Below are 21,567 nucleotides of genomic sequence, written 5' to 3' on the forward strand. Positions count from 1 at the left end.
AACTTTGTCAAGGGGGCTTGCAAGTGGATCTTGAGCGAAAAAATCTCGGTCTGGGCGCCAGGCCTGCACTGTTACTGGTCGATATGATCGTCGGTTTCACCAGTGCCCGTTGCCCCCTCGGTACCGATTGCCCGGATGTGGTACAGGCGAACTCTCAACTGCTCGAGCGTTTTCGCGCACTTGGCTTGCCGGTGGTGTTTACCACCGTGGTGTATCACCACGAGCAACAGGCGCGCGTATTTCGCGATCGCATTAATCACTTGAATGTGTTGACGCCTGATTCTGAATGGGTGCAGGTCGATCCACGGCTGCAGCCACAAGATGATGAACCGGTGATCGCCAAGCAATGGGCCAGTAGCTTCTTCAAGACTTCTCTGGACACCTGGCTACGAGCGCAAGGAGCGGACTCCCTGGTGGTGACCGGTCTTACTACCAGTGGCTGTGTGCGCGCGACGGTGGTCGACGGTTTGCAGTACGACTATCCGGTAGTGGTACCTCGCGAAGCGGTGGGGGATCGCAACCCGGAAGCTCACGAGGCCAACCTGTTTGATATGCATGCAAAATATGCCGATGTCATGACTTTGGAGGACGTTTTGCAGTCGCTGCCCACTCTGCAGCAGGCGGAACAGCAAACCTAGATGCCTGAGATCGGCAGCGTTTTACTGCGAATCATCGATAACAATAATTGAATTTGGCGAGTCATTATGTCGAATCAGTCTCCAGTAATTATTGCTGGCGCCGGCCCGAGCGGCGGCGTGCTGGCGCTGTCCCTGGCGAAGCAGGGCATCCCTGTCCTGCTACTGGAAAAGTGCGACAAGTTGCCCGTCGATTTGCGTGCGTCCACCTTTCATCCACCATCGTTGGAAATGATTGCCGATCTGGATGAAGGAGTGATTGGGAAAATGCTGGAGCGCGGCCTGCGTGCGGATCGCTACCAGTATCGCGATCGTGCCACCGGTGAAGTGGCCACCTTCGATATGTCCATGATCGAGGAAGATACGCGTTTTCCGTTTCGCCTGCAGTTGGAGCAGTATGAACTGACCGGGTTTATTTGCGAGGCGCTAAAAGAATACGCCTGCGCAGAAGTACGCTTTGGTTGCGAGCTGGTGGACTACGAGCAGGACAATGGTGGCGTGACGGCGGTTGTACGCACGGCCCAGGGTGAGCAGCGTTTGGCTGGCTCCTATCTTATCGGTGCCGAAGGTGCGCGCAGTGTGGTACGCAAGCGCTCGGAGATCGGCTACTCCGGTTTCACCTACGATGAGAAGTTTCTCGTGGTTAGTACTAGCTTTCCCTTCGAAGAGGTCTTTGATGACTTCTCCTATGTGAATTACGTATCTGATCCGGAAGAGTGGTGTGTAATCCTGCGTACCGACAAGTTGTGGCGGGTACTGGTACCGGTATTCCCTGCCAATGAGGCAGAAGAAAATTACTATCTTTCCGATGAGTTTGTGCAGTCGCGCCTCAAGCGTCTGCATCCCCGCGAGGAAGATTACGATGTGCATCATCGCAGTATCTATGCGGTAAACCAGCGTGTAGCCGAAACCTACTTTCAAGGACGCGCGCTACTCGTGGGCGATGCCTGCCATATCAATAATCCTCTGGGTGGTATGGGAATGAATGGTGGTCTGCACGATGCCTTCAATCTGGCGGAAAAACTCCAGAAGGTCATTCAGGAAGGTGCTGACGCGGACGCGGCCTTCTCCCTGTACGATCGCCAGCGCCGTGAGTTGGCGGTGCAGTTTGTGCAGCGCCACACCATCGAGAATAAAAAACTGATGGAAGCCCGCGATCCGAATATCCAGCGCAAGCGCCAGCAGATGCTGATGGAAACCGCCGCCGATCCGGACAAGGCCAAGGCCTTTTTGCTGGAGCGTTCCATGATCAATTGCGTGCGCGATAGTTTGGCCGTCCAATAAAGCATACGAGGCTTAGTCTGATGACATTCCCTGAGAAAATAGACCTGTCCAAAACCCGGGAGAGATCCCAGCTGAGCAATGGCCACCGCGATAACTACATCGGGCATCGCGCGAAAATTGGCGTGGTGATTCCCTCGACCAATACCTCGGTGGAATACGACTGCCAGCGCCTGTTGCCGCGGGGTGTTACCTGGCATACCACACGCTTTATGATCGACCACCCGGATCTTAGTGATGATGCCAACTTCATGCGCTTCCTTGAGCGTTTGCGTGAAACCATTGGTGACTCCATTGAGAGCTTGATGACCTGCAAGCCTGATCACGTGATGATGGGTATGTCGGCGGAGACCTTCTGGGGTGGCATTAAGGGTAATGACGGCTTCGTTGATCGTATTCAGGAGCTGGTGGGTGAAGACACGGGCCTCACTACCGGAGCGAACGCGGTTATCTCGGCGCTGGAGGCGCTGGGCTTGCCGGAAGACAAAGGCAAGACCTTGTCGATCATTACTCCGTATCAGCCGGTGGGCGACAAGAACGTTCGCCTGTTCTTTGAAGACGCAGGTTATCGAATTAAACACCTCGTGGGCCTGCGCTGTGCCAATGCCCACGATGCCATTGCACTGGTACCGGAGCCGCACGTTTTGGATATCGTGCGCGAAATTGATGGCGACGATGTGGATGCCATCGTACAGGTGGGGACCAATCTATCGACCGTAGGTGTGTTCCCGGCCATGGAGAAAATGCTGCAAAAGCCGGTACTTCCGATCAACGTGGCCACCTGCTGGCATGCGCTGCGCAGCTGCGGTATTCACGATAAGTTCGACAATATGGGCTGGCTGCTCGAAGAACACTGATCGCAACACCGATAGCAATACAAGTAGTAACAAAAGTAGTATCTAGGTTTTCGGGGAGACAAGGCGGCATGTATATCGCGGTAGCTATTGTGTTATTGGACATGATTGGCTTTGCCATCATGTTGCCCATCCTCGCGTACTATGCGCTACAGCTCGGCGCCACACCGGGTATTGCCACACTGTGCATGGCGTTATACGTAGTGGGTATGTTTTTCTCCACTCCCATATGGGGGCGCTTGAGCGATCGCTTTGGACGCAAGCCCATTCTGGTGTTCAGCCTTGCCGGTGCGGTTTTGGGTTACGTGCTGCTGGGCTTTGCCACAACTGTCTGGATGGTTGCCATATCGCGACTGTTTAGCGGGCTGATGGCAGGGAACCTGTCTGTGGCCCAGGCCTACGTTGCGGATGTCACGACCGATCAGGATCGCGCGAAAGCCATGGGTATGCTCGGGGCAGCGTTTGGTATCAGCTTTATCGTGGGCCCAGCCTTGGGCGGCTTTTTAGCCGGCGATAGCTTTGAAGATGCCAACTTGCAGCTTCCGGCCATGGTGTCTGCGGGGTTGTCGCTGTCCGCGTTACTGGTGGTGATATTTTTCCTCAAGGAAAGCCTGTCTGGCACTGCAAAATCAAATACGCAGTCACAGTCCTTTTCCCAGCTACTGGGCTGGGTGGCCGAGCGGCGCGGTTTGTGCCTGCTGCTGGGCGCGGTGACCGTGTACAACCTGGCGGCGGGGTTCGTTGAGTCCATCTTCCCGATTTGGGCGGACGCCACGGATATTGCCCATGGCCCCAAAGATCTGGTGCCGGTATTGATCGCAGCGGGCATTGCCATGGTGATTGTGCAGGGCGGGCTTATCGGGCCTCTGTCCCGGCGTTTTGGCGAGCGTCGCCTGATGCGTGCCGGAGCTATTCTGTTCGGTGTCTCTGCCATTCTGGTTACCGTGGCTGGCGGCTACGCCAGCGTCCCTGGAGTCGCCGCTGCGCTGGTGGGGCAGGGGATTGGTGCGGCGTTTGTGCTGACCTCAATGCAGTCACTCACCTCAAAAGAGGCGCAGGCGGATAACCGGGGCGCTGTCATGGGGCTATACAACGCCTTGGGTACACTTGGCCGCGGTATGGGTACCGCGATTACCGGCACTGCCTTCGCTGGTATCGGTATTCACGCCCCTTACTACATTGGCACCGCCTTGATGGGGCTGCTGCTCCTGCTCGCCATAGCGCTGCGCGCACCACGAGCCAAAGAACCTGTACCGCTAGCGGCAGTCGCAGAAGGTTCTTGATAATTATCATGCCGGTCAGCACGGGTGGCCGGTATAACTCCGTTAAGTATTTTCCGGAGTCGTTATGGATAATTATCAGATCGCCCGCCGCGCCCAAATCGGCGTCATCATTCCTTCCACCAATACCGGCGTCGAATACGACCTGCAGCAGCTCAGGCTGGATGGCGTAACCTGGCATCCATCGCGGTTCTGGATCGAGTTGCGTAATTGGTCTGATGAAATGAGCCGCAGTGGTGATGATGAGAATACGGTGTTTGAGCGTTTTCTCGATATTATGCGCGGCGAAATTCCGGTCTCGATTCGCAATGTGCTGTCCGCAAAGGTCTCCCACATCATGTTGGGCATGTCTGCGGAAACCTTCTGGGGTGGCCTTGAGGGGAATATCGCGTTTGAGCGTGAGATCCGCGATCAGATCGGCGATCTCGGCCTGACCACCGGTGCAGGTGCCACCAAAGACGCGCTCAATTGCTTTGGTGCCAAACGCATTTCTGTGATTACGCCGTACCCACAGGTGGGTGACGACAATGTGCGCCGCTTTTTCTCCGACATCGGCTTTGAAGTGGTGAACGTCAAGGGGATGAATCGCCCTTCGGCGACTGCGATCGCCGAAACGCCTATCCAGCAGGTGCTTGACGCTGTGCGCAAAGTGGATGGTGATGATGTCGACGCAATCATCCAGTGTGGTACCAATCTCTCAACGCTGGATCTTTTCCCCACCCTTGAGCATGTGCTGCAGAAACCCCTGATCCCGATCAACATTGCGACGGTCTGGCACGCGCTGCGCGCCTGCGGCATCGAAGATCGAATTATCGGGAAAGGTCGCTTGCTCGAAGAGTTTTGAGCAATGCCCGCACTGAGTAATAAGTTTCAACGATTGATGATGGATATTTTCGGGAGGTTTCACCAATGAATAAAGCACTAAACGGTATACGCATACTGGACCTGACACACATGCTGTCTGGCCCCTATGGCGCGATGCTTCTCGCCGATTTGGGTGCGGACATGATCAAGGTGGAACCTCTGGCTGGTGAGGGTACCCGCAAGCTATTGGCGAAGGATCCGGAAAACTCTATCGACGGATTTGGCGCTTACTATCTGACCCTGAACCGCAACAAGCGCAGTGTGGCGCTGAACCTTAAGAGCGAGCGCGGTCGTCAGGTTTTTTATGATCTGGTGAAGCAGGCGGATGTGGTTATCAGCAATTTTGGCCCCGGTGTTCCGGAGCGCCTGGGGATCGATTACGCCTCACTCAATGCAATTAATCCGCGCATCATCACCTGTTGTGTGTCGGGCTTTGGATCTGACGGCCCGGGGGCCAAGCGTCCGGCGTTTGACCAGGTGGCGCAGGCGTACGGTGGCGGTATGTCGATTACCGGCGAAGATCCGGCCAACCCGGTGCGTGCTGGTATCCCCATCGGGGACCTGGGTGGTGGCATGTTCGCGGTGATGGGTATTCTGGCGGCGATTGCCGAGCGGGCAACGAGCGGCAAGGGCCAGCATGTAGATATTTCCATGGTGGATTGCCAGATATCTATGCTGAACTATATGGCCACCATGCATTTCCTGAGCGGCAAAAATCCATACCCGATCGGCAACGCGCATTTTGTGCATGTGCCGTACAACAGTTACGCCACGTCCGATGGCTTCGTGATTATCGCAGTGATTACCGATAATTTCTGGCAGAACCTCAAGCCGGTGGTACAGGTTCCTGAGTTTGACGATCCAAAATACGATGGGCAGCCGGGACGCTTTGCCGACAAGACGTTTATTGATGAAAAGCTCGCGGAAATTTTTGCCACTGGCACTACGGATGCATGGCTGGAAAAACTGGAAGCTCAGCGCATACCGTGTGCACCTATTAATAATCTGGAGCGAGCACTGAACGATCCGCAGGTATTGCATCGCAATATGGTGGTGGATATCGCGCACCCCAATGGCAAGAAAACCAAGGCGCCAGGTAACCCGATCAAACTGTCCCGAACCCATGAGGACTCCTTCTCGCCGGCACCACATATTGGTGAGCACACGGATCAGATCCTGAGTGAACTATGTGGCTATACCCAGGCCGATATCGATGCACTGAAAGATGATGGCGATGCGGCTTGAGTCGGATACAACGGAGCTGACCGATGCGTGAAAAGGTACTGATCAACGACGTGGGCCCGCGGGACGGATTGCAAAATCAGCAGCGGGTTCTGCGGGTTGAGCAACGGGTGCAAATAATCCGAGGCTTGCTAAATGCCGGCGTCCGCTCGGTGGAAGCAGGGGCATTTGTGTCGCCAAAGGCAGTACCGGCGATGGCCAATACCGATCAGGTGCTCGCCGGAATTGCCGGCGACTCCAGTGTCGATCGTCAGGTGCTGATTCCCAATGCCAAGGGTTATGAGTTGGCCCGGGATGCCGGTGCAAACACGGTGGTGCTGGTGATCTGCGCCACTGAGACCATGAATCAGCGCAATGTGCGCATGTCCGTTGAGGATTCACTGGCGCAAGCACAGGGGATTTTCCAGGCAGCACAGGCGGACGGTATTCGCGCAGTGGGATGTATTGCTGTGGGTTGGCAGTGTCCGTTCGAGGGCGCTACGGATCCGGGTAAGGTAATGGATCTTGCCGGGCGGCTATTCGAGTTTGGTGCGGACGATGTGAATATCGCAGACACCATTGGTGCAGCCAACCCGATGGCTGTGCGCAGCTTGATGGGCGCGCTGGCACGTGAATACGGGCCGCAGCGTCTGGCCTGTCATTTCCACGATACCCGGGCGTTAGCGCTTGGAAATATTTGCGCTGCACTGGATGCGGGTGTGCGCAAGTTTGACAGCGCCATCGGTGGAATCGGCGGTTGTCCATTCGCCCCGGGCGCCACCGGCAATGCCGCCAGCGAAGATGTGGTTATGCTGCTTGAGCAGATGGGATTCGATACGGGAATCGACCTGACTGCGTTGATGGAAGTCGGCAGCATGGTAGGATCAATGCTTGATGTGCCCACCGGTGGCAGGGCGGATACCTGGCGCCGGTTGCAAGTTGAAAAAGGCGCGCCATTGACCTGAGGTTGGTTGATGTGTGTTGGTTTTATCGGCGTGTGAATGACAAACTGTGTGTGGCTGATGTAACCCCTGAATCGATATTCCTTTTACACCAAGGAGAGCTCTGTAATGATCAATCGAATCCTATGTGGTTGTTTTGCCGGGCTTGTCGCCCTCTACGGCGGCGCGGTTGTTGCTGAAACGACAGAAGCCGCTGAAGACGTTTCTGCTGAGGTATCTGGTGGTGAAGAATCTGGTGCTGAAGTTTCTGGTGAGTCTTTTGCAGAGAATACCGCAGCCGTAAAGCTCACCATCGCCAATATCCAGTCCCAAGTCGGGAAGCTGTATATCTCCGTATACGATTCCAAAGACACGTTTCTTGGCGATACCAAGGTTTATGCCCAAGAAACCGGCCTGGAAAACCTGCAAGACGGTCAGCTTGAAGTGTTATTGACACTGCCGTATGGCGCCTTCGCAATTAGTGTGCACCATGACGATAATGCAAACGGTGAAATGGACCGGAATTTTATCGGCATTCCGAAAGAGCCGGTGGGCCTGTCTAATGGGCATGTGCCGAGATTTGGCCCGCCCAAATTCTCCAAGGCAGTGATCGAGATTTCACAGCCCGAGCAGCAGACATTTATTGCGCTGGTCGATTAATGCTGTTGGGCGCATTAGCGCCCACCCAGTGGATCCTGTGGAGAAAGGCCAACCACCCGGGCTCCAGTAAAGAACTCGATGGATTGCCCATGCCCCTCTTCACCAAGCCCTGACAGCCCCCAGGCGCCACGCGGTGTACCTTCACCGATACTCAACAGGCTGTAGCCGTTAATCTTGACCCCACCGGTACGCATCTTGCGCGCAAACGCAAAGGCCTTTTCTTCATTCTCGCTATAGACATAGCCGGCAAGACCAAGGTCGGTGCCGTTGGCCAGGGCGAGTGCCTCGTTGTCATCACGGAACGTGTGGATCGTGGCAACGGGGCCAAAAATTTCCTCGCGGGTATCCTCGGGGCGACAACCGTCGATCAGGGTTGGGGCAATAAAGTTACCTTCCAGCTGTGGTAGTGGAGTCGCCGTCAGGATTTGTCCACCGCAACTCCGCAAACGCTCGATGTCCGATTGCACTTGCTCAAAGTGACCGCGGTGTACCAGCGGCCCCATATCACTTTCCTCATCGAGGGAGTGGCCGATACGAATATTCGCCAGCTGGCTCATAACCTTATCCAGCAGGCGATCTTTTACTGATTCGTGTACCAGAAGGCGCCCAAGCGCGCGGCACCACTGTCCATTGAGATTTGTCATCCCGTAAACGATGCCGGTAGCGGCGAGATCCAGGTCGGCATCGGCAAATACAACCAGCTGGTTGTTGCCGCCGAGTTCCAGTTGCGTTGGTACGAAGTCGTCTGCACATGCACGCGCGATTGCGCGTCCACCGGCAAGTCCACCAGTAAACGACACGGCCTTGATGCGCGGGTCTTCCACCAGCTGAGCGCCGACGGATCGATCTCCCAGTGTCAGCTGAAATACACCTTTGGGCAGTCCTGCCCGATCTGCAGCGCGCGCCATCATAATGGCCGAGTGCGGAGTAAATTCAGAAGGTTTGAGAATACATGGCGCACCCGCGGCGAGTGCGCTGGCTACTTTGTGAGAGCCGATCGCGGTCGGGCCATTCCATGGGGCAATTAGCAGTGCGGGGCCCCAAGGGCGGCGCAGGTAGTCTACCGAGCCGTGCGGGCCGGGGACTTGTTTGTCCAGATGTCCTTCGCGCAGATAAGCAGCCGCGCCGCGGAATACGAACGGTAGCATCTGCGCCATTTTTCGGGTGGTGCGTACTATCGCGCCCGAGGTGAGACTGTCGGCGATACTGATGGTTTCTGCGTATTCTGCACTGCTCAGTTCTACCGCGATCGCTTCCAGGTGCTCTGCGCGCTCCTCTGCAGGCGTATCTTCCCAGGTGCCTGCCTGATAAATGCGGTCGGTGGTGGCAAGTGCGGCCTGAATCTGCTCCCGGTTGGAGTTGCGGCGTCCCTGAATGGGTTTGTCCGTATTGGCGTCGTGCAAGCTGCGCTCGCGGTCGATAGCCGGTGTGGAAAATGCACCGTCGATGTAGTTTGCAAGTTCCGGAAGCGAGTGGTCACGGCTCATAATTGCGTACCGTCTTTTTATTCGTATTGATATTTTTTGCCCGCCGCCAGCAGCTCGTCGGCGCCGAGCAGGTCGTTCACTGTGGCCAGGTCAATCATCTGATTGCGCAGTTCGTTCAGGTGGCCGCTATGAGCTAATTGCGCGAGTAATTTCTGTGCGGCAGGAATGAACAGGTGGAGCAGTGACGCTGGGAACAGTGCGATGCGGTAGTTCAGCGCTTGCAGTTCATCCGCGGACTGGACAGGGGATTGGCCACCTTCAACCAGGTTATGGATAAGGGGCGTTCGGCTGCCCAGACGCTCGCCAATAATCTGCATTTGTTCGAGGTTTGCCGGTGCCTCAACAAAGATTGCATCGGCACCAGCCTCCAGATAGTGCTCGGCGCGCTCCAGCGCGTCGTCAAACCCATTGACCCCAAGGGCATCGGTTCGGGCAAAAACCAGAGTCTCGTCGCTATGTCGCGCGTCCAGCGCTGCGTGAATCTTGCCCACCATTTCCTGTCGGCTGATAACCTGTTTGCCACGCATATGGCCGCAGCGCTTTGGCATCAGCTGGTCTTCCATTTGCAATGCAGAGGCGCCGGCGCGCTCAAAGGTCGTCACGGTACGCTGTACATTCAACGCATTGCCAAAACCGGTATCGATATCCACGATCAGCGGCATAGGCGTGCGTTCGCGAATCACCGCTACCGATTCTGCCACCTCGGCGGCGCTGACAATGCCCATATCCGGACGACCGAAACGGGCGAAAGACAAGCATGCCCCGGACAGGAAGGCCGCCTTGAATCCGGCTTGTTCCACCAGTCGGGCGCTCAGGCCATCGTAGATACCGGGTACGGAAAGTACCTGATCTCCGGCCAGTAACTGCCTCAATGAATCCGACATACTTGCCTCTTGCTCTTGCTCTTGCTTCTGCTCTTGGCGAGGAAAGTTATTCGCTGCGTTCTTCGGCACACAGAATGCGGACCAGGCGATCTGCCAGTGGCTTGCCGACCAGGCGCTCGGCGATCGGGTTGGCCGGGTCAAGGTGCACGATATTGCGGCGGATCAATTCGTCGCGCTGTTTCAGTTGCGCGCGTGCTTCCGCATCCTGCACCGCCTTAGCTTCGTGAACCAGTTTCAGCCAGTGGTCTACGTAAGCGAAAACTTTCGGTTCCACTTTTTCGCGGTAGAAGTCCAGTGGAACGATACCGGCCAGTGCCACAGGCGACAGGGAACCGCGGATAAATGGCATTGCGGCGTTAAATGGCTTTACACCGGCCTCGAAAAGTTCTGCCTGCAGGCTCATGTAAATGTCATTCAGGGGCGTCAGGTATTTCTGCAAATGCTCCGGGTAGCTCAGCGGCTCGTAGCGCGGCATCGGGTCAATGTAGAAAAACGCATCGGGCAGGGTGCCAAACGCCATACCCAGATGGGGTACATCCACAGATTCATCCAGATAGATAGTTAGGTGAATATTGGTAAACGTATTTTTCGGTGTGCCGATATTGGAGTGAATGATCCAGTCCACCGGGGATTGGTCGCCGGTGAAGGTACGCATGCGGCCAATGTGTTCGCCATTCAGATTGTCGAAGTTGTGCAGGTCCGCGCACCGCAGGTCCTCTTTCAGCGACAGGCTATTCTGAATCTTTTCCCAAATCCGATCGCGGGTCGTCATTACCGCGTCAAAAGTTTCACTGGTGTCGATCTTTACATCGCCGGCGAGATGGGCGACAAATTCTTCTGTCAAATTTTCAGTGTTTTCCATATCAATAGCTCTCTATTGGCTGGTTGCAACGGCAGAGACGGTCGACGACTCAGGTGTTGTGGTTTGACGAGTTAGCCGCTTGCTGAGCCAAATACTCCAGGCGCAAACGGCAAAATTGAGAAAACCGAACAGCACGAAGGGCGCGCTGGGTGAAACTTTTGCGAACAAGACACCGCCGCCAGAGGTGCCGAGTAAAATACCAAATGCACCGGCAACGCCGAAGAAGCCGATGGTCGCACCGCGGTAGGCTTCCGGTGCCTGCTGGCCCACCAGTGCCTGACTGCTGACGAAAGCACTGATTTCAGCAATACCCATCACAAACAGCAGGCCGATCACCCAGTTGGCGGTCGGGTCCTGGATCAGGAATACCGCGCTGTACACAATCGCGGCGAGCCCGGACGCCAGGGCGACAGCGTTTACGCGCGAGGTGCGGTCCGCAATGTGCCCCATGATCACCGAGCCCAGCAGGGCACCGGCGACGGTTGCCAGTACCCGCGGTACCGCCAGTTGAAACATTGCTTCACTGGCGGTCATGCCGAGTTCGCGCGTGCCGTATTGCACCAGCCAAAGGGAGATAAAGGCTCCGGTTACCGCAAGGTCGCCGCGGGAAATAAAAGCCGCACCGTAGGAAAGGGCAGTCTGAGGGTCGCGCGCGGCCTTGAGGCCGCCGAGCAGAGTTTTTGCAAGAGACTCTCTGGCCGCAGAGGCAGTCTGAATAACTCTCGGTGCCAGCCCGATCAGCGCCACAACCGCAGCGACGATTCCGAGGGCGCCGCCTACGGCAAATGTCAGTTGCTGCGCTGCCAGTTCATCCATGCCGCGCCCACTGAAGGCTTGTGGAAAGCTGGCGAGAATAGGGGGGATAAAGGCACCCAGTGTCGCGGCCAGGGCCTGCAGGCCATTGGCGCGGCCGCGGGAAAATTCGCTCGCGTAGTCGGCAACCACCGTCACCATCATTCCGATCATCGCGGCACTGCCAACGGCGACCAGCAGGCGGTAGGCGAAAAGCTGGGTGATCGAACTGGCGTGGGGGTAGAGGACAAAGCCAATTCCGGTGAGGGCAAGACCGAACACGTAGACCGGACGGCGGCCGATACGATCCGACAGTGCTCCCGCAGAGCCAAGCAGCAGAATGAACACGAGCTCCTGCATGGCACTGAGGTAACCAGTCACCATGGCCTGGGTGTCCTGGGCAATGCCCATTACGTGGAGTAGCCCGGGCTGCAACACCGCCAGGGCTCCCGCATATCCGGAGGAAATAAATACGGCGAACAGGTAGGTGGCAAAGTTGCCGCGGGAAATGCCCGCTGCCAATTGGGCACCAAGCCAGGAACGGGAAGCCTGGTAGTTCGGGGTCAGGTTATTTGTATCCATTGTGCAGCGCCTCGCTGTTGACGGATTTTCCCAGCTGTTTTCTTTTTATTACGAGACCGTCCATGAGTGTACATGGCTACTGCAAAGCCGGTCTAAATTAGTCGGTCTAGAAGGGGTAGTGTAATAAAGTTATATCAATAGTACAATTGGCTCGAAAGAGGAATTTATCCAGTGTACCGGCGGAGAATGGCTTTGCCGGGAACAAGCCACGCCGGGGGAACTATGCCTAAGGTCGCCGCACTGCAATTTGCTACCGGAACGGATGTTGATAAAAACCTAGCCACCTGTATCCGCATGATTGATCGCGCGGCTGCGGACGAGGCAAAGCTAATGGTGTTGCCGGAATTCTGTAACCGGATCTCCTGGTACCAGGATCTGGACCAGGCCTGGGAGTATGCGTTAGACCTGGATGGCCCTTTCCTGCGGGCGATCGCGGAGCGCGCACGGATGCACAAGAGCTATGTGCTGATCAACGTATCGTTGCGGCGTCAGTACAGGAAAGGAGAGAAGCCGGTAATTACCGTGACCTCGTTGTTGTATGGCCCAGATGGTGATCTGCTGGGTGAGGCAGACAAGCAGAGTTTGATGGGGCATGAGAACGACTTCTTTACCCCCGCGACACGGGCGGCAGGACTCGTGGATACGGAGCTCGGAAGAATCGGGTTTATCGCCTGTCGCGATGGCATCAGCTTTGAGCCTGCGCGACGTCTGGCATTGGCCGGCGCTGATCTGCTGTGCAACTCCCTGAATTCGTTTGCGTTTGACGAGGCGAGCCTGCATGTGCGGGCGCGTGCCGCGGAGAACCGGCTGTTTATGGTGGCGGCGAACAAGGTTGGGCCGCTGGTGCCGGAACAGGAGCTGGCGCAGGTCAGTGCAATGACATCGATCCCCGAGTCGTCGCTCTACGGCGCGGGCGAAAGCCAGGTCGTCGGCGTGGATGGGCGCCCAGTGGTTGAGGGCAAGCGGGGTGTTGAGCAAGTGGTGATGGCGGAGCTGCCTGATCGAGATGCCCGGCTGCGATTGAGCATGGGCACGCTTGCCCGCCGTCAGTCTTCGCTGTACGAGGGGCTCAAGCAGAGTGCATTGACGCCCTCGAGTGACGCAGAGGAAGAAGTAAAAGTCGCCTTGATAAGCCCGCAGGGCACTGGTGTTGAGGCGATAGAGCGTGCCGAAGAGCTGGTTATGGATCTGCCGGAAAATGTCGCGCTTGCGGTATTGCCGGTGTGTTTCCCGGTTGCGGACCCCGCACAAGATTGGGCGCGCACCATGCGGTTGTGCGGCTTGGCAGAAGAGCGCCTGGCAGAGGTAAGCCGTAAAAACGGCGTTGCCATCTGTACAAGTGTGATCGACGAAGGTGTGCACGGCTGGCACCACGTCGGCATTCTGCTCGATGAAAGCGGGCGCAGGCTGGTGCAGCCGCAATTGCATCGCTGTGCCATGGGGCTGGCGCCGGCGGGCAGTGTGTTACAGGTGTTTGACTTGCCCTGGGGGCGGGTTGCACTGTTGGTTGGGGAAGATTGTTTCTACCCAGAGCTATCCCGTATGGCGGCGCTCAAGGGCGCGCACTGTGTATTGGCGGTGCCCTCGCTGCGAGCGAGTCGCGGCAGCAGAAAAGACGAAAACGTGCCGCTACTGATGGCCGCGCGGGCTGCGGAAAACCGGATCTGTCTGGTTGCGGCAATGCCCGGTACCGATGGTGGGCTTGTGGCCAGCCTGGAACGGGAGTTTACCCTGTTGGAACCGTGGCGTGAGCGTTACTTCGACGGCAACATCAACAAGCCGATTATGACGCGCCAGCAGGGGGAGCTGACGGTGGCGGCGCTGCACCCGCGTGCTGCGGTCAACAAAATGCTTTCCTCCAATACGCATCTGTTGCGTGATCGCGCGCATCAGTCGACGGATCACTTGCTGCAAGTCGCTGCGGACACGGTGGAATGATACCGAACGACGTTTCTTCTCCTCTGGCAACTGGACGCTATGAATATCAATGCGACGGCAACCCGGTACCACTCGCGGAGACATGGCAGCTGCGACAGTCTGGTAGCGGCTATGAAATCTCCAGTGCGCGCGAGGTGCCATCCCTGTCTTTGCGCATAAGCGCCTGCGTGAGGATCGAAGAATCCGGCGGTATGCGGGGGCTGCTGAAATGGTGTGAGGGTGGTGATGTACCAGTCGCAGTGGCGACCTACCGCTGCGATCCCAGTAATCGAGGTAAGCCCAGTAACGCACTGTATCGTTTTCGCCGCCCCGGCTCACCAGCGCAAAGCTTTTCTGCGGCTGAAATGCACTTCTTCCCGCTCATGCGAATTTTTGCGGGCCAGCTCCTTACCGGACTTGCTACCGCTGGCGGACGCGGGGAAATTCTAGTGCCGTGGATTCAGGACCCGGGGCGGCGAGACAAGCTGTTTATGCCGGATGTCTCCAGCCGCAGGTTGGACTACTTGGGGCACGAATCGGTAGGGAGTTCGGTAGGGGAATCGGTAGGAGTTAGCAGTGAGCAGGTTGAGCGCTATCGCTATTCCGGTGGCCAGTATGATAATGGTTCCGAATATCTACTGCACGATGGCCTGCTGCGGGAATACCGCTGGGTGCAGGGTGAAAAAGAGTGGCGGGTACAGTTGCAAGACTTCAGTGGGCAGTGGCCGGGTGCAGAAATTTGGGGCTATGCCTGATAAAACCTATTTATAAAAGCATAGCCCGCTAAACAAATTTCTTGTCGGGATTAGAATTCGTCCGCTTTCAGGTCCATCTGGTACTGGAAGCGGTCGGGGTGGTAAAGCACGTGCATCAGGTCCACCAGTTGCTCCTGGCCATTCACTTTCGTGTAGGAACGTCGCGTCAGGCTAAGCAGTGGGGAGCCGACGGTGGTTGCCAGTTCGCGCGCGCTTTCCTGAGTGGCGGCCTCGGCACTCAGGGTCTGGGTTACGTGGGAAATTTCCAAGCCCTGCTTGCGGAACACTTCGAGTCTCGGTGTTTTCTCAAACTGCTTGGCGGTCACTTTCTGCCTCAGGCCCGCGGTCCAACTGACGTAGTAACCAAAGGGCGCTCCGTCACGAGAACGCGTACGTTCTAGTAGCAGTGCGGTGTCACCGGTTTCCAGGCCCAGCTCCTCGCGAATTTCGGCAGAGGGCTGCAGGAATTCGCAGCTGCGCACTTCAACTTCGGAGTGCCGCGCCATGCTTTCGATTTCTTGCAGCATGCCTACCAGCGGGGCCTTTACGGGCTGTTGCTGATATTCATAAATGACGTGGGTGCCTTTACCGCGCCGGCGTTCTACCAGGCTCTCTGCTGCCAGCTCATCCATGGCGCGCTTGGCGGTAATGCGCGATACGCCGAAAGATTCCGCCAGCTGCAGTTCCGTAGGCATTTGATCACCGTGCTCAAGGGTTCCATTTAAAATGGCATTCTTCAGCAGGGTGTAAAGCTGGAAATACAGGGGGGAATGCGACTCTTCCGACAGCGATTCTAATTGTTGCTTGCTGAAAAGCGTATTGATGGCATCCATAGCATCGAGACCTTCTGCCCGGCGAAAAGCGCTAATGATATATCATTTTATATCAAATGCCAGCCAACGTTTACGCCGGCTCCGCAATCGCCTGTTCACATTGCTGCAGAAGGGTATGTGCCGGTGCGCTAAACACGCCTGGCTGCGCGGTGATAAATTCGAGTGCGCGCTCAAGATACGTAATTCGATGAGGTTGCCCCAGCATCCACGGGTGAATGTTGAGGGCCAGAATACGGCCACCCTGAGTCTGCGCTTCAGAAAGTAGAAAACGGCATGCATCTTCCATCTGTTCCGCGTAGGAGGCTTCGGAGTGCAGGTTGTTGCGCAAGATGAACTGGTCTTCCAGCTCTGTCGAAAGAGGCATCGCCCAGAGTGCACCGCTGTTGGTGTTAAAGCGGTAGGGCATGTCATCGTTCACCCAGTCACAAAAGTACTCAACGCCTTGTTCTGCCAATAGCGTGGGGGTGTTTTCGCTGTGCACTTTGCCGGGGCTCAGCCAGCCGCGAACCTCGTGACCAGTGGCTTTACGCAAGGAACCGAGGGTGCGGGAGATCAATTCTTTTTCCACGCCTTTGGATTGCCCGCCGTAGTGGGGGGTGTCCATATTCCAGCCGTGGGCGATTACTTCGTCACCGCGTTCGCGCAGCAGGTGAAGCAGGTACGGCGCGCGTTGAACCAGTTCGCCGTTCACAGCAAATGTCGGCTTGATATTGTATTTGTCCAGTGCGCGCAGAATGCGGTAGATACCGACCCGGTTGCCATAGTCTCGCAGGGAAAAATGGCGCAGGTCGGGGTAGGGCATGGTCATGCCCCCGGCCGGTGGAAATGGCAGGCCGCGTTGATTGAGCGGGAAAAACTGCAGGCTGACGTTGACCCACAGGGCCAGTTTGCCCTGTTGCCAGTGTACCGGTTTGCGATCGGTCAGCATTTCCCAGGAGTAGAGTTCGTGGTCCATGCCGTAATGACGCTCGGGGTATTGGAGGTGCTCTGGGGGCAGGGCTTTCGTATCGCTCATGGCCCTCTTGTCGCTCATGGCTGCTTTCTCGCTCATGGCTGGTTTCTGGCTCATGGCTGTACCTCCAGAGTCGCAGAAGCTTTTTTTGCTTGGATGTCTGCCCGCGCGGTGTCGTAATAATTCTGCAGGTAGTATTCGGCAATTTCGCGCCCAGTGGTCACCCAAACGTCGGAATGGCCGGTGATGTATTCGAGCGCTTCTTCAAAGGCGCGCAGGCGGTGGGGGCAGCTTACCTGGTAGTTGTGCGTGGGGATGCACATCACGGTGCCACTCTCCGCACCTTCTTGGTAAAGGCGATCAAAATTATCTCGCAGCATCTGCCCGTAGCGGCGGGGTTCCACTTTGTTGACCACGTAGGCGATGGTGTCGTTCATTTCCAGCGAATAGGGTACCGACACGAAGCGCTTGCCGCTGCGCAAGTTAATTGGCGTGGGTTGGTCATCGTGGAACAGGTCGCAGGTGTAAAAGCCACCTTCATCGCCAAACAGCTCTGTGCCGGTTTCTGCGAACAGGTCGAGGGTTTCTTCCGAATGCGACAGCGCTGGGGCCAGGTATCCGGCGCACTTCTGGCCGGTGTGCCGATGAATCGTTTCCATCGAATCACGAATCATGTCCCGTTCCTGTTCGCTGGACATGCCGTAGGTGTAGCGGGTGTTGTAAATCCCGTGGCTGAAGAACTCCCAGTTGCGCTCCCGGCAGAGCTCGATGATTTCCGGGTGGTGATCGCACAGCGCGGTAGACAGTGAGATGGAGCCGCGAATGCCATATTTGTCCAGCAGGGCCATCTGCCGCATATGCCCGACCCGGTTGCCGTAATCGCGAATGCTGTATCCCGGCACCGCAGGGCTGGGTTGCGGCCACGCTTTGCGGTGTGGATTTGTCGGCGGGTTCAGCTCATAAAACTCAATGTTTGGTGCTACCCAGAATGCTACGCGCGCTCCATTAGGCCAGCGCAGCTTGGGTCTTTCGTGGTAGGGCCAGTAGTCGTAGAAGCCGGGGTCGGATCGCATGGTCAGCCTCGATATTGCTTATTCGTTGTTGCCGTTTTCCAGCCACTGGAACACCTCAGCCACATCCACCACATCGGCATACTTGAGCGACAAATCGGTGAGGTTGGCGAAGTGGTAGCTCTCGTGCTTGTCCGCTACACACTCTTCCGGAACGATGGTGCGGTAACCGCGGGAAAGGCTGTCTACCGCGGTTGCGCGGATGCACCCGGAAGTGGAGCCGCCGGTAATGATTACGGTGTCGACCTGATGCCACACCAGCAGGGATTGCAGTTGGGTTTCAAAAAAGGCGCTGGGCATTTTCTTGCAGTAAATGACATCGCGCTGACGGTCTATCTCCAGCCGGTCGTCGAATTCGGTGCGAGTGGAGTCGAATTTGATGTTTTGCAGGGAGTCCGGCGTGTCGGTGCGCGTACCCCAGATGCCGGCGTCTTCACCGGACTCCATATAGGCCACATGGGTCCAGATGACCGGCCAACCCTTGGCGCGGAAGCTTTTGGCCAGTTCATTGGTGTAATGCATCTGGTTGGGGTCGGTCTCATACGCGGTTTTGAACAGGTCGGTGCGCGTATAGGCCTTTTGCGGGTCCACATTCACGAGTGCAGCCTTGCGTCCGAAACCAAAGCGTTTGCGGGCGGGGTTGGCTTTCACTTCCAGGTAGATTTCTTTGGCTGTTTTCGTTGTGGTTTCCATGGCGAATACCTGCAATGTGGCTGGGTGGTGACTGTCATCCTGTGATTGACGCCGGGGCTCATGGTTCGGCTTACGGCGTCATATCGGAGGATGTTAGCAATCCACCGGCCCCTGGGTTTTGACTTATAGCAATGCGCGGGGGTTTTCTTGCGGTATGGTGAGGGAAAACCAATAAGAAGCGATCCCTATGAGTGCTTATCTGTTTGTGAAGTTGCTGCACAACCTGTGCTTTGTTTATTGGCTTGGTGGTGATTTGGGTACTTTTTACGCAAGTCGCTACGTCACCCGGTCGGACCTTTCCCCGCAGGCGCGGAGTACGGCACTTACCATCATGATGGGGTGTGACCAGGGGCCGCGCTTCTGTATGCCGTTGATCCTGCCTCTTGGGCTGCAGTTGGCGTATATGTCCGGCCAGTGGGCAGTGGCTCCGTTCTGGCTGTGGCTGGCCTGGGGGCTGTGTCTTGCGTGGTTTGCGCTGGTCGCAACCCTGCATTTCGCCCACGGCAAACCCTTTATTCCTGTATTGACCCGTCTCGACTTTTACCTGCGTGTAGTCCTGATCGTGGGCCTGTTGGGGCTCGCGGGCTACGCACTGGCAACCAATTTCATCCTCGCGGCGGATTGGCTGGCGATCAAGCTGGGTATTTTTGCCTTGCTGGTGCTGTGTGGTTTGCTGATTCGTCTGCGCCTGGTGGCGTTTGGCGCTGCCTGGGGCAAGTTGATGGCCGGTGATAGCAGTGATTCTGTCAACCAGACCATTCATGGTTCTATCGCCTCCTGCCGACCATTTGTCTATCTGATTTGGCTGGGGCTGCTGGCAAACGCAGCCTATGGCTTGCACCTCATTTATTGAATTCAGCAAGGCGCTACCTAAGGAAGTCACCCAAGGAAATCACTCATGAAGCTCTCACCCATGAAGCTGTTCAGCCTCCCGCACTCTCCTTACGCCACGCGTGTGCGCATGCAGGCGCGGCTGGATAACCTGCCTGTTGAGGTGTTGCCGCCGCCCGTGCCGCTGCGCACCGAGGCCTTTTACGAGCGGTTTCCGCTGGGCAAGTTGCCGGTTCTTGAGCTGGAAAGCGGGGAGACGATTGCCGAGAGCTGGGCGATTATGGAATTTCTCGCGGAATCACCAGTAAGCGGCGGCAGTACGCTACTCCCTGAATCGCCACTCGAGCGCGCGCAAATGCGTATGTTGGCGCGCTATGCAGACCTGCATCTGGCGGTGAATGCCTTGTTCCCGCTGTTTCGGGCGGTGATGTCCGGTGGCGATGTCGACCGAGAGGAAATGGCAAAAGGTCTCCACGCTGAGTTGGCGAAAGGTGAGCGCTTGATGGCGGACTTTGGCAGTGAGCGCGCGCTGAACCTGGGCGATTTGGCGTTGGCGCCCACCATACGCTACCTGGAAGAGCTGTCCCCGGTAGTGGGGGTGGATGCACCGCTCGCAGCGTTTCCTGCGCTTTCCGCCTGGTGGCAGAAGGTCAACGCCGTGGATGCTATCAGTGAGACCTTGCAGGAAATGGCGTTGGCCTACCGCAAATTCGCAGAAGGGCTAGCTGCCAAGGCCTGATTGTATTGTTTATCGCACCTGCGGCGGCGTTTGTCCGTGGATGGCGTATTCCCTTTTTTAGGTCTCCCGGTTTGGGGCTCTCAGTTTGGTCCTCGCGATTCGATTTCTCGGTGCGAAACGGCGTTTTCTTGGAAGCTTGAAATACGCCTTACAGGGACTCTGGCGTACCAAATGTTATATTGACATAACAATATCTCAAGAATAGGATGTTGGTGACATTCACTTAACCGTCGGAGCGCCTGCCATGGCTACCATGATCGTTGTGCTGTTTAACCTCAAACCCGGTGTTAACCCGTCCGATTACGAGCAGTGGGCTAACACTACCGATTTACCCACGGTGCGCGATCTGGCATCGGTCAATCAATTCTCTGTACTGCGTACCACCGGCCTGCTCGGTGTCGATGCGCCCGCCCCGTACCAATACGTCGAACTGCTCGAAGTAAACAGCATGGAAAAGTTGGGCGCGGATGTATCCAGCGAGACGATGCGGCGCGTTGCGGCGGAGTTCCAGCAGTTTGCCGACAACCCGCAATTCATTTTGACCGAATCTATTTGATCAACGACAACGGAGAGCGTGGCAGATGGAAGCAATGGGCAAGTATCCGGAGCTGAAAGGCAAAGTTGCCGTGATTACGGGAGCCGGCCGCCGCAAGGGATTGGGCGAAGCGATGGCGCGGCGCCTGGCAGCGGAAGGCGTCAAAGTGGTACTGACGGATATCGGCCGCGGGCAGGGCGAGAACCTGCCGGAAAAAGCGGTTGGAACCACGGCGGAAATGGAAGAGATCGCCCGTGAAATTCGCGATGCCGGCGGTGAGGTTGCCACCTTTTCCTGCAACGTACTGGAGCCCCAGGAAGTGCAGTCCGCAGCGGAATTTGCCCTCGGGCATTTCGGCAGTCTGGATATTTGGGTCAACAACGCCGGCATTGGCTACCTGATGGAACCCATCGTTGAAATGGCCGTAGACAAGTGGGATGCCGTTCTGGGCGTCAATCTGCGCGGTACGTTTCTCGGCATCAAATACGCCGCAGAAGTCATGTTGCGACAGGGGCGCGGTGGTCGAATCATCAACATCGGCAGCCAGGCCTCCAAATCGGGCTTTGCCCATGCCGCTGCCTATACCGCATCAAAACATGGAATGGTCGGGCTCACGCGTTCTGCAGCCCAGGAGCTGGGTCCCGAGGGGATAACTGTAAATACCATCTGCCCGAACCATGTAACTACCGGCCTCGGTGCCTGGCAAAACGCACACTTTTCCGAAGTCACCGGGAAAGGGCATGACCGCTACATGGAAGATATGCGTGCGCGCATTCCACTGGGGCGCCCGGGGTTGCAGGAAGATATTGCCAAAGCCTGTGCCTTCCTGTGTTCCGACGAAGCTTCCTACATCACCGGGGAGGCGATGAATGTCTCCGGCGGTGAGGAATATCACTGAT

22 protein-coding genes are annotated in these 21,567 nt (G+C 56.7%); 14 read left to right on the top strand and 8 right to left on the bottom strand.

Features of this window, described 5'->3' with window-relative positions; translation table 11 throughout:
* The first annotated feature begins 23 nt into the window (after positions 1–23).
* The 8 genes from AS89_RS0102335 (at position 24) to AS89_RS18085 (ending at position 7,736) form a co-directional block, all read left to right on the top strand.
* Positions 24–638 (top strand): isochorismatase family protein, encoded by a 615-nt coding sequence (locus tag AS89_RS0102335; protein WP_010130686.1) that lies wholly within the window; start codon positions 24–26, stop codon positions 636–638.
* 66 nt (positions 639–704) lie between these two features.
* Positions 705–1,919: an FAD-dependent oxidoreductase gene (locus AS89_RS0102340; RefSeq protein ID WP_010130688.1), complete on the top strand. Its 1,215-nt coding sequence runs from the start codon at positions 705–707 to the stop codon at positions 1,917–1,919.
* 20 nt (positions 1,920–1,939) lie between these two features.
* Complete coding sequence (locus AS89_RS0102345; protein ID WP_010130690.1) at positions 1,940–2,773, top strand: maleate cis-trans isomerase family protein; 834 nt, start codon at positions 1,940–1,942, stop codon at positions 2,771–2,773.
* A gap of 68 nt (positions 2,774–2,841) precedes the next feature.
* Complete coding sequence (locus AS89_RS0102350; protein WP_010130691.1) at positions 2,842–4,053, top strand: MFS transporter; 1,212 nt, start codon at positions 2,842–2,844, stop codon at positions 4,051–4,053.
* A 64-nt stretch (positions 4,054–4,117) separates the two neighbouring features.
* Positions 4,118–4,894: a maleate cis-trans isomerase family protein gene (locus AS89_RS0102355; RefSeq protein ID WP_010130692.1), complete on the top strand. Its 777-nt coding sequence runs from the start codon at positions 4,118–4,120 to the stop codon at positions 4,892–4,894.
* A gap of 65 nt (positions 4,895–4,959) precedes the next feature.
* Positions 4,960–6,159: a CaiB/BaiF CoA transferase family protein gene (locus AS89_RS0102360; RefSeq protein WP_010130693.1), complete on the top strand. Its 1,200-nt coding sequence runs from the start codon at positions 4,960–4,962 to the stop codon at positions 6,157–6,159.
* 23 nt (positions 6,160–6,182) lie between these two features.
* Positions 6,183–7,100 carry a hydroxymethylglutaryl-CoA lyase gene (locus tag AS89_RS0102365; protein ID WP_010130694.1) on the top strand — a complete coding sequence of 306 codons (918 nt, stop codon included), beginning with the start codon at positions 6,183–6,185 and terminating at the stop codon, positions 7,098–7,100.
* Positions 7,101–7,205: 105 nt separating this feature from the next.
* Complete coding sequence (locus AS89_RS18085; protein WP_010130695.1) at positions 7,206–7,736, top strand: DUF2141 domain-containing protein; 531 nt, start codon at positions 7,206–7,208, stop codon at positions 7,734–7,736.
* A gap of 14 nt (positions 7,737–7,750) precedes the next feature.
* On the opposite strand, the gene AS89_RS0102375 is transcribed toward AS89_RS18085, so the two are convergent.
* The 4 genes from AS89_RS0102375 to AS89_RS0102390 are packed head-to-tail and all read right to left on the bottom strand — an operon-like array spanning position 7,751 to position 12,343.
* A complete protein-coding gene (locus tag AS89_RS0102375; RefSeq protein ID WP_010130696.1) occupies positions 7,751–9,223 on the bottom strand; it encodes an aldehyde dehydrogenase family protein in 1,473 nt (490 codons plus the stop codon).
* A 17-nt stretch (positions 9,224–9,240) separates the two neighbouring features.
* The gene (locus tag AS89_RS0102380; protein WP_010130698.1) at positions 9,241–10,107 is read right to left on the bottom strand and encodes an isocitrate lyase/PEP mutase family protein; all 867 of its coding nucleotides are present in this window, start codon (positions 10,105–10,107) and stop codon (positions 9,241–9,243) included.
* A 46-nt stretch (positions 10,108–10,153) separates the two neighbouring features.
* Positions 10,154–10,969 carry a red chlorophyll catabolite reductase gene (locus tag AS89_RS0102385; protein ID WP_010130699.1) on the bottom strand — a complete coding sequence of 272 codons (816 nt, stop codon included), beginning with the start codon at positions 10,967–10,969 and terminating at the stop codon, positions 10,154–10,156.
* A gap of 12 nt (positions 10,970–10,981) precedes the next feature.
* Positions 10,982–12,343: an MFS transporter gene (locus tag AS89_RS0102390; RefSeq protein WP_010130700.1), complete on the bottom strand. Its 1,362-nt coding sequence runs from the start codon at positions 12,341–12,343 to the stop codon at positions 10,982–10,984.
* 222 nt (positions 12,344–12,565) lie between these two features.
* On the opposite strand from AS89_RS0102390, the gene AS89_RS0102395 reads away from it, so the two are divergent.
* Entirely contained in the window at positions 12,566–14,281 is a 1,716-nt protein-coding gene (locus AS89_RS0102395; RefSeq protein ID WP_010130701.1) for a carbon-nitrogen hydrolase family protein, read from the top strand.
* Positions 14,278–15,015 carry a hypothetical protein gene (locus AS89_RS0102400; protein WP_010130702.1) on the top strand — a complete coding sequence of 246 codons (738 nt, stop codon included), beginning with the start codon at positions 14,278–14,280 and terminating at the stop codon, positions 15,013–15,015. The genes AS89_RS0102395 and AS89_RS0102400 overlap by 4 nt, the downstream gene beginning before the upstream one ends.
* Positions 15,016–15,065: 50 nt before the next feature.
* Here the strand turns inward: AS89_RS0102400 and AS89_RS0102405 are convergent, their stop codons facing one another.
* The 4 genes from AS89_RS0102405 to AS89_RS0102420 form a co-directional block, all read right to left on the bottom strand.
* Positions 15,066–15,848 (bottom strand): GntR family transcriptional regulator, encoded by a 783-nt coding sequence (locus AS89_RS0102405; protein WP_010130703.1) that lies wholly within the window; start codon positions 15,846–15,848, stop codon positions 15,066–15,068.
* A 70-nt stretch (positions 15,849–15,918) separates the two neighbouring features.
* The gene (locus tag AS89_RS0102410) at positions 15,919–16,917 is read right to left on the bottom strand and encodes a polysaccharide deacetylase family protein (protein WP_010130705.1); all 999 of its coding nucleotides are present in this window, start codon (positions 16,915–16,917) and stop codon (positions 15,919–15,921) included.
* Complete coding sequence (locus tag AS89_RS0102415) at positions 16,914–17,873, bottom strand: polysaccharide deacetylase family protein (RefSeq protein WP_010130706.1); 960 nt, start codon at positions 17,871–17,873, stop codon at positions 16,914–16,916. Before AS89_RS0102415 ends, AS89_RS0102410 begins: the two co-directional genes overlap by 4 nt.
* Before the next feature lie 18 nt (positions 17,874–17,891).
* Positions 17,892–18,563 carry an isochorismatase family protein gene (locus AS89_RS0102420; RefSeq protein WP_029249727.1) on the bottom strand — a complete coding sequence of 224 codons (672 nt, stop codon included), beginning with the start codon at positions 18,561–18,563 and terminating at the stop codon, positions 17,892–17,894.
* A 187-nt stretch (positions 18,564–18,750) separates the two neighbouring features.
* Here AS89_RS0102420 and AS89_RS0102425 point away from each other — a divergent pair, with 187 nt between their 5' ends.
* The 4 genes from AS89_RS0102425 to AS89_RS0102440 all read left to right on the top strand — a co-directional run bounded on the left by AS89_RS0102425 (position 18,751) and on the right by AS89_RS0102440 (position 21,566).
* On the top strand, positions 18,751–19,416 hold the full coding sequence (locus AS89_RS0102425) for a hypothetical protein (protein WP_010130708.1): 666 nt from the start codon (positions 18,751–18,753) through the stop codon (positions 19,414–19,416).
* A 45-nt stretch (positions 19,417–19,461) separates the two neighbouring features.
* The gene (locus AS89_RS16725) at positions 19,462–20,133 is read left to right on the top strand and encodes a glutathione S-transferase family protein (RefSeq protein WP_010130709.1); all 672 of its coding nucleotides are present in this window, start codon (positions 19,462–19,464) and stop codon (positions 20,131–20,133) included.
* A gap of 244 nt (positions 20,134–20,377) precedes the next feature.
* A complete protein-coding gene (locus AS89_RS0102435; RefSeq protein WP_010130710.1) occupies positions 20,378–20,689 on the top strand; it encodes a hypothetical protein in 312 nt (103 codons plus the stop codon).
* Positions 20,690–20,714: 25 nt separating this feature from the next.
* Positions 20,715–21,566 carry an SDR family NAD(P)-dependent oxidoreductase gene (locus tag AS89_RS0102440; RefSeq protein ID WP_010130712.1) on the top strand — a complete coding sequence of 284 codons (852 nt, stop codon included), beginning with the start codon at positions 20,715–20,717 and terminating at the stop codon, positions 21,564–21,566.
* Position 21,567: the final 1 nt, after the last annotated feature.

It is taken from the genome of Microbulbifer agarilyticus S89 (assembly GCF_000220505.1).
Taxonomy (GTDB): Bacteria; Pseudomonadota; Gammaproteobacteria; order Pseudomonadales; family Cellvibrionaceae; genus Microbulbifer; species Microbulbifer agarilyticus_B.

What these genes read in the sequence shown, in the direction of transcription:
- AS89_RS0102420 (WP_029249727.1), bottom strand. Translation starts at nt 18,563, where the DNA reads ATGGAAACCACAACGAAAACAGCCAAAGAAATCTACCTGGAAGTGAAA.
- AS89_RS0102440 (WP_010130712.1), top strand. Translation starts at nt 20,715, where the DNA reads ATGGAAGCAATGGGCAAGTATCCGGAGCTGAAAGGCAAAGTTGCCGTG.
- AS89_RS0102345 (WP_010130690.1), top strand. Translation starts at nt 1,940, where the DNA reads ATGACATTCCCTGAGAAAATAGACCTGTCCAAAACCCGGGAGAGATCC.
- AS89_RS0102395 (WP_010130701.1), top strand. Translation starts at nt 12,566, where the DNA reads ATGCCTAAGGTCGCCGCACTGCAATTTGCTACCGGAACGGATGTTGAT.
- AS89_RS0102375 (WP_010130696.1), bottom strand. Translation starts at nt 9,223, where the DNA reads ATGAGCCGTGACCACTCGCTTCCGGAACTTGCAAACTACATCGACGGT.
- AS89_RS0102385 (WP_010130699.1), bottom strand. Translation starts at nt 10,969, where the DNA reads ATGGAAAACACTGAAAATTTGACAGAAGAATTTGTCGCCCATCTCGCC.
- AS89_RS0102360 (WP_010130693.1), top strand. Translation starts at nt 4,960, where the DNA reads ATGAATAAAGCACTAAACGGTATACGCATACTGGACCTGACACACATG.
- AS89_RS0102405 (WP_010130703.1), bottom strand. Translation starts at nt 15,848, where the DNA reads ATGGATGCCATCAATACGCTTTTCAGCAAGCAACAATTAGAATCGCTG.
- AS89_RS0102365 (WP_010130694.1), top strand. Translation starts at nt 6,183, where the DNA reads ATGCGTGAAAAGGTACTGATCAACGACGTGGGCCCGCGGGACGGATTG.
- AS89_RS0102400 (WP_010130702.1), top strand. Translation starts at nt 14,278, where the DNA reads ATGATACCGAACGACGTTTCTTCTCCTCTGGCAACTGGACGCTATGAA.
- AS89_RS0102340 (WP_010130688.1), top strand. Translation starts at nt 705, where the DNA reads ATGTCGAATCAGTCTCCAGTAATTATTGCTGGCGCCGGCCCGAGCGGC.
- AS89_RS18085 (WP_010130695.1), top strand. Translation starts at nt 7,206, where the DNA reads ATGATCAATCGAATCCTATGTGGTTGTTTTGCCGGGCTTGTCGCCCTC.
- AS89_RS0102350 (WP_010130691.1), top strand. Translation starts at nt 2,842, where the DNA reads ATGTATATCGCGGTAGCTATTGTGTTATTGGACATGATTGGCTTTGCC.
- AS89_RS0102380 (WP_010130698.1), bottom strand. Translation starts at nt 10,107, where the DNA reads ATGTCGGATTCATTGAGGCAGTTACTGGCCGGAGATCAGGTACTTTCC.
- AS89_RS0102435 (WP_010130710.1), top strand. Translation starts at nt 20,378, where the DNA reads ATGGCTACCATGATCGTTGTGCTGTTTAACCTCAAACCCGGTGTTAAC.
- AS89_RS16725 (WP_010130709.1), top strand. Translation starts at nt 19,462, where the DNA reads ATGAAGCTCTCACCCATGAAGCTGTTCAGCCTCCCGCACTCTCCTTAC.
- AS89_RS0102410 (WP_010130705.1), bottom strand. Translation starts at nt 16,917, where the DNA reads ATGAGCCAGAAACCAGCCATGAGCGAGAAAGCAGCCATGAGCGACAAG.
- AS89_RS0102415 (WP_010130706.1), bottom strand. Translation starts at nt 17,873, where the DNA reads ATGCGATCCGACCCCGGCTTCTACGACTACTGGCCCTACCACGAAAGA.
- AS89_RS0102390 (WP_010130700.1), bottom strand. Translation starts at nt 12,343, where the DNA reads ATGGATACAAATAACCTGACCCCGAACTACCAGGCTTCCCGTTCCTGG.
- AS89_RS0102355 (WP_010130692.1), top strand. Translation starts at nt 4,118, where the DNA reads ATGGATAATTATCAGATCGCCCGCCGCGCCCAAATCGGCGTCATCATT.
- AS89_RS0102425 (WP_010130708.1), top strand. Translation starts at nt 18,751, where the DNA reads ATGAGTGCTTATCTGTTTGTGAAGTTGCTGCACAACCTGTGCTTTGTT.